This window comes from Proteus vulgaris, assembly GCF_016239305.1.
GTDB lineage: Bacteria > Pseudomonadota > Gammaproteobacteria > Enterobacterales > Enterobacteriaceae > Proteus > Proteus vulgaris_C.
Genome location: NZ_JAEHOQ010000047.1, coordinates 1 through 6,787, shown reverse-complemented (window position 1 = coordinate 6,787; position 6,787 = coordinate 1). Strand labels below are relative to the sequence as shown.

At 34.0% G+C, this 6,787-nt stretch carries 7 protein-coding genes and 1 pseudogene; all 8 read left to right on the top strand.

Annotated elements, in window-relative coordinates; translation table 11 throughout:
- On the top strand, positions 1-364 hold a 364-nt coding region (locus JEP40_RS18795), incomplete at its 5' end, for a hypothetical protein (protein WP_198624786.1).
- A 158-nt stretch (positions 365-522) separates the two neighbouring features.
- Positions 523-1,260: a T6SS immunity protein Tli3 family protein gene (locus JEP40_RS18790; RefSeq protein ID WP_198624785.1), complete on the top strand. Its 738-nt coding sequence runs from the start codon at positions 523-525 to the stop codon at positions 1,258-1,260.
- A gap of 11 nt (positions 1,261-1,271) precedes the next feature.
- A complete protein-coding gene (locus JEP40_RS18785; RefSeq protein WP_198624784.1) occupies positions 1,272-1,562 on the top strand; it encodes a hypothetical protein in 291 nt (96 codons plus the stop codon).
- Between the two features lie 11 nt (positions 1,563-1,573).
- A pseudogene (locus JEP40_RS19310) lies at positions 1,574-1,732 on the top strand (T6SS effector phospholipase Tle3 domain-containing protein); the annotation flags it as partial.
- Positions 1,733-1,876: 144 nt separating this feature from the next.
- Complete coding sequence (locus JEP40_RS19305) at positions 1,877-2,137, top strand: hypothetical protein (protein WP_420094346.1); 261 nt, start codon at positions 1,877-1,879, stop codon at positions 2,135-2,137.
- A 38-nt stretch (positions 2,138-2,175) separates the two neighbouring features.
- Positions 2,176-2,430, top strand: a complete 255-nt coding sequence (locus JEP40_RS18775) for a PAAR domain-containing protein (protein ID WP_198624783.1) — start codon at positions 2,176-2,178, stop codon at positions 2,428-2,430.
- Positions 2,431-3,828 carry a hypothetical protein gene (locus JEP40_RS18770; protein WP_198624782.1) on the top strand — a complete coding sequence of 466 codons (1,398 nt, stop codon included), beginning with the start codon at positions 2,431-2,433 and terminating at the stop codon, positions 3,826-3,828.
- A partial coding sequence (locus JEP40_RS18765) for an ImcF-related family protein (protein ID WP_198624781.1) occupies positions 3,828-6,787 on the top strand: 2,960 nt, incomplete at its 3' end. The genes JEP40_RS18770 and JEP40_RS18765, both read left to right, overlap by 1 nt.

The following is a 6,787-nucleotide window of genomic DNA, read 5'->3' as shown; positions in this document are numbered from 1 at the left end:
AATTTTACAGTACTTTAAAGGGAAATTCATACCAGTAGTTATGCCTCTGGGCAATAAAACACTCAACCCAGTGGAAGAAACTGGATATTTCACCCTTGTGGTAACAGATAATCACTTTTATATTGGAAAAGGCTATGCACCCCCTCCTCAAAAAGAATCATTAAGTGACTTATATTGGGAAAAATACTCTTATGATACAAATGAGAATATAAAAAATAGAATATCAAAGCCTTATGCGTTAGAAGCCCCTCCTTATGAAATAAAAACTCCATCAGGACAAACTCAATTTGATTGCAGTGATCCCTCTATTTCCCCGATGTCAAAGTTAGGTGACTATGGGCGAGATTATAAAATTAAAAAATAGAGTTTCTTTTTTATATTGTTATTATTCATTAAAAAAATAAAAGGTAAAAAATGAGCCAAAAAAACAGCCTACATGTATTAAAAAACAAACGTACATTAATTAAGCTACACAAAAATAACGGTAAAATAAAACAGCATAATAATTAATAAGGATAAGCCATGTTCGTTAAATTATTTAAATTACCTTTTATTTTTATTATTAGCACCACCTTACTTTCTGGCTGTTTATCATTAAAAGAAAAAGCCACTATAAAAATGCTAGAAGATGATTTAGTTCATCTACATTCAATTCTTGAAGAAGCTCAAAATCTGGCACCACCTAGTATTATTTATCGTATTGATGAACATCGTTTTTTTACACTAGAACAATATAACCAGAAACGAGAAGGAATGACTTACTACAACAATACACAAAAAGGTATTCATCAAAAAATTCTGGATTCGTCAGCCTGCCGCTATAAAGGTCGATTAATTTGGCCAACTGATAGAGACGATGCTTTCGCTTTTCCTTCCGTACTGAGTAGCCGATATAGTCAATGCGTTGGAACAAAATATGGATGCATCAATATTATTTTAGTCACATTAAATGGAGGAAAAAAATTTGCTCCTACAAATGCCGGTTTTGGTATTACAACTTATGATCCTGAATATTACTCTGCTAATTTTGATATTATTGTCACATCAGATGGCTTCTATTTAGGTAAGTCTTCTTATAGACAACAAAATGATGAACTTGATTCCCCTTGGTGGCGTGTATTTTATTTTTCATCGACTAAATTAAATTATGTTCATGATAATTGGGGAGAAGAAAAAAATCCGCCTAAAGGGCTCAAAACACCCTCCGGACAAACTCGTTTTGATTGTAGTGATCCAGCTATTTATCCTATATCAAAATAAAGGAAGATTTTATGAATAATAGTGATAATAAAGAGACTACTCGTTGGTTAAAAGAAAAAATGCGTCTTGATGGTTCTTACTATTGGCAATCCTGTACTAATGCAACAAATATTGGTGGTGAAATACATGTAAAACCTAATTTACCTGGGATCATTATTCTTGTTCATGGTGTTCATTCAGAAGGAGAATGGTATTCCACTGCGGAAGAAAATATATGTAATGGATTAAACGAAAGATTAAACTTAATCAACACACCTTATGAACTAACGGCTAACGAGTATTATCAACCTCTTTTTTATTAGATGAAAACAATATTGACGATAGCCATTATACTTATGAAGAGCCTATTCGAATTTTAAAAAAAATAGGCAATTCCCCAATTATTCGATTTCATTGGGGATATCGCTCAGATGATGATAAATGGGATGACTATAAAATACCTTTAAAAAATATAGCGGGCGAAAGTTATCATCAATTAAAAAATGCAATAATTAATCCAGAATATAGCTCTACTGATCAAAATAAATGGACTTTAGAAGATAAAGAAAAAAATAAATTAAAGAAAGATCCTCTAGCTACACCCAATGAGAAAAATGTATCAAAAAGATATGAAACCATGGATGAAATGAGAATACGCATAAGAGATTATATTTGTCGCCCTAATGATCACGGTACTTTACCTCTAAATGTTCATTTACTACATCGAGTCTTAGCCTTTGATTTACCTATTGGGCATTGTTCCCAAGCTAATAATCCTGAAATGATGGCTGAATTACGTCGCCAAGCAGACTGGTTAAGTAATGGTGGTGATGAATATGTAAAAACAGGAAAATTAGATCTTCCTAAAATGCCAGAAGAAATATCCAATCCCGATTGATTTATCAAAAATTTAATAATTTATTTAGAGAAAATAAAATGAAAAATATCATTCGATTAGGTGATCCAACCTCCCATGGAGGGCACGTGATATCATCGAGTTCCACTCTTATTATTAATGGAAAAAAAGCTGCTCTTCTTTATGATGTTGTTTCATGCCCTTTACATGGGGATAATCAAATCATTGAAAGTAGTTCACATTATAATGAAAACGGTAAAGGTATTGTGTTTGATGGTTGTAAAACACAATGTGGAGCTATTGTTTATTCAAGTTGTAATGATATGGAAATATAAATGAAATATTGGACACCTCCTCACAATCCGCCACCTTGGAAAAATAAACCATTTCCATTATTAACTTTAAGTAGTTTTATAATATTTATAAATACAGTTTATTTCTTAATTTTAAAGTTTTCGTTAAAAATTGATTTTAAAACCTATATGATAAGTAATGATGGATTTATATTATTTTCAATAATTTTTATTTTTTCATTATTTTTAGTGTCTATCTATGTCTTATTTTGGGAGATAAAAAAAACACTATATATTTACTGGTGCTTTTGGCAAGCAGATTTATTGACTAAATGGATTAAATCAAAACAAGATAAATTATATTTAATTTATTCGAATATAATATCTCATAACTTAACAACCATTTCTGACTTCAATAACGAAAATTTATTTGAAAAAACAGAGCCAAGCAGTAGGTTAATAGGTTTAGAAAGAGAAGATATTGTTGGCGAAGAAAGACTTTTTTACATTGTAAAATCTTTAACAAATAGCATTAAAGATATAGAGATCAGTAAAAAAGAAAAGTATTTTGTTATAATAAATAGTTTATTTAAACAGAGTGATTTTATAAAAGATAAAATAAAATCTTTTCTAAATGGCTACCTAAGTAATTATGAAATCAGTTTTCAAGTCAAACCAAATTATAACAATCAATTTAATGTAATTAGAAATAAAAAATTAATCACACTTATTTTCTCAATAAATTATTATGCATTAAACACTAATGAGGAAAGTGAATTTTCAAGTTTAATTATACTATCATCTAGTAAAGAAAAAGAATTTTTAAAACTTTTTCAACCAATGCCATTTAAAATGAAAAATATAGATGAAAACATTAAAATAATGTCATTAATCAATCAACAACCTAATAAAGATATAAAACAAGTTAATTACATTGATATTGAAAAAGAAAATTCAAACAATATTACATTGAAATTAAGAAGCGAAAATAGTTATCAATTATCCTTAGAAACCTACACTCAAGGTTACTTTTTTAATGAATATATATATGATTATAAAGAATTATCTATATATCATTTATTGGCTCTCATTTACTTATCAAAATTTAAAGATACTAGTCAGCTTTTATTTTATAAATCAGATGAAAGCTATTACTGCCAAACAATAGGCATTCAAAAATCACACATTGACAATCATTACTTGAACATACCAAAAACATCATTTCCACTAGGTACACTTCTGGTTAGTTTTTTTGCTCTTACTTCAGTCATTTTTAAGAATATAATTGACCATGTCGAATTTAACAGTGAAAGAATAATAATTACATCAACCTCCTTTCTTTTTACTATCATAATAATTAGTGTAATTAAAAAAATTTATATTAATTTTCACTGGAAAATTCATTTTTTAAAAACACTTAACAAAAAATGGAATTTATAATGAAATCAAAAATAACACGCTATCTTTCACTCTTTGTCATTATTTCAATAATTTCATTAGCTACAATTGTGTTCTTATTTATTATTTTCAATAAAATATCCATAACAGCAACTCAATCGTACTTGATGATTGGTTCAGTTATTGTCTCTTTAATTGTACTTTTTTTCCTTTCTCGTTACTTTAAACCCAATATAATTATGGATATTGAAGATAATGATAAAGAAAATAAGATAAATAAAAAAAATGACAGAGTAAATGATTGGAATAAATATATAAAAGAAAATTACTCATTTACTTACAAGTCAAAATTATCAATCCAACTCCTCATCGGCACTTCGACTTTTATCGAAAAACTCACTCCCAATCTAACAACAGATATCTGGCAAGAAAACAATGGCACGTTGCTTATCTATGGGGGCGATATCCATCAAAATATTGATGAAAATTTAATTCAAGATTTAAAACAACTGCGCCGACGTCGTCCGCTCGATGCGGTTATTTGGGTGTCAGAAAATAACTTATCGCAACAACCGCTGGGCCATTCTTTATTTAATCACTTAACGCCTACCAATACCGATATGGCAAGCCGTTATTTCCACCAGCTCTTTCGTCAATTACGCTGGCAAGCTCCCATTTGGCTTTGGAATGTCAGCAACACCGGTGATATAACATCTGAAGAAACACCCGCAATACTCTATTCAGCCCCCTTAAAAGCCACCTCTGAAACGCTTTCTAACGACTTAAAAACGCTTTTACCGGCACTAGTGGAACAAGGCACACAAGCGGTCTTACACAACCAAACACACACCTATTTACTTGCTTTAGCCCGCTTTTTACAGCATGAAGGATGTGACAAACTCGCCAATAATTTGGCACCGCTTTTATCAGGTTATCGCTCGTTACCGTTTGCTGGTGTGCTCTTTAGTACATCTGTTGACAATAACGTGTCTGCAACTTCATCACAAAATAATCAATGGACATCCAATCCCCATTGGAAAGCACTTCTCACGGCAAATTCACACCTTCCCCCTCAACTAAAGGCATCACCTTTAGGGCTAAACTCAAAACGTATTTTGCAATATACCGTTGCCACTGCCATGACACTCTGGGGCGTTGGCATGGTGGTTTCTTACTTTATGAATCGCCAATTAATTACCCAAAGCCAACAACAAGCGCAGTTAGCGACAGACAATCATCAATCTGAATTTGCCCGCCTACAGGCACAATATGGCTTACAACAAACACTCGGTTTATTAAGCTATCGAGAGAAAACTTCTGTTCCATTTTGGCTACGATTTGGCTTAAGCCGTAATCACGCATTGCTGAGCCATCTATGGCCGGTTTATAGCCAATCCATATTACCGTTATTACGTGATCCAACCCAACAACACCTTGAAAATTATCTTCATGCGTTTATGCAGTTCCCGCCTGAAAGTGCAGAACGAACTGAAGGCGCTCAATCCGCTTATCAAGCCTTAAAAGCCTATTTGATGATGAGTGATCCGTCCCGTATTGATCCGGCTTTCTTCACCGAAAATGCATTACGTATTTGGCCTGACTATAACGGATTAAAAGAGGGGGAATGGCAAACATTAGGGACAGAGCTATTGACCTTTTATGCCTCTCAATTACCTTATCATGACGAATGGCGCATTAAACCTGACCGTACTTTAGTGTCAGGCAGTCGCACTATTCTTATTCGCCAAATTGGTCAACGTAATGGTGAATCTGCGCTTTACCAAAAAATCTTACAACAAGCACAGCATAACTTTGCGGATATGAGCTTAGATGATATGACAGGTGATACGGATGTCAGCTTCTTACTCAGTACCACTGAAACCGTACCCGGTATTTTTACCCGTAAAGCATGGGAAGAGTCTATTGAGCCTGCGATTAAAAAAGCCGTACATGAAAGACGAGAAGAAATAGATTGGGTGTTAAGTGACACACAAAAAGAGACCGATATTGATATCTCACCTGAAAAACTGCAGCAAAACCTAACAGAACGCTATTTTAATGATTTTTCAGGCAGTTGGTTAAGCTTTCTCAATGGTTTGCAGTGGCGAGAAACACAAAGTCTCTCCGATACCATTGATCAACTCACCTTAATGAGCGATGTCAGACAATCCCCCATTATCGCGCTGATGAATACGCTTTCTTATCAAGGCAAAACCGGTCGTCAGCAAGAAAAGCTAGCGGACTCTTTTGTGAATTCCGCCAAAGATTTATTAAACAAAGAGCAACAACCGGTGATTAGTCAAAAAGCCGAATTCACAGGCCCTCTAGAGCCTGTGTTTGCACCAATACTGGCTTTTACTGATCCTCTATCTTCAGCACAAAATAGTGATACTTTAAGCTTACAAGCCTATCTCACTCGTGTAACCCGAGTTCGTTTAAAACTGCAACAAGTGGTTAATGCCCCTGATCCACAAGCCATGTCTCAAGCCTTGGCTCGAAGTGTTTTTGAAGGGAAAACTGTCGATTTATCAGAAACGCAAGATTATGGTAGCTTAATCGCGGCAAGCTTTGGGCAAGAGTGGAACGGCTTTGGACAAACACTGCTTGTACAGCCCATGTCTCAAGCATGGCAACAGTTATTAGCGCCTACGTCGCAAGGTATCAACACTCAATGGCGAAATGCCGTTGTTAATGACTGGAATAGGGCGTTTGGTGGTCGCTATCCACTCAAAAATACGCAAAGTGAAATCTCATTACCGTTAATGGCGCAATATCTACGCCCTGATAATGGTCGTATCCAACGCTTTCTTGAAACTCACCTTAACGGTGTTTTACATAAAGAAGGTACGCACTGGGTACCCGATACCACCAATGCACAGGGCTTAACCTTTAACCCTGAATTCTTAAACGCCTTAGATAAATTAAGCTATCTAGGGGATGTGGTTTTTGCGAACGGTGAAGCACGTCTTTACTTTGAGTTACGCCCAGGAACATCACCCGA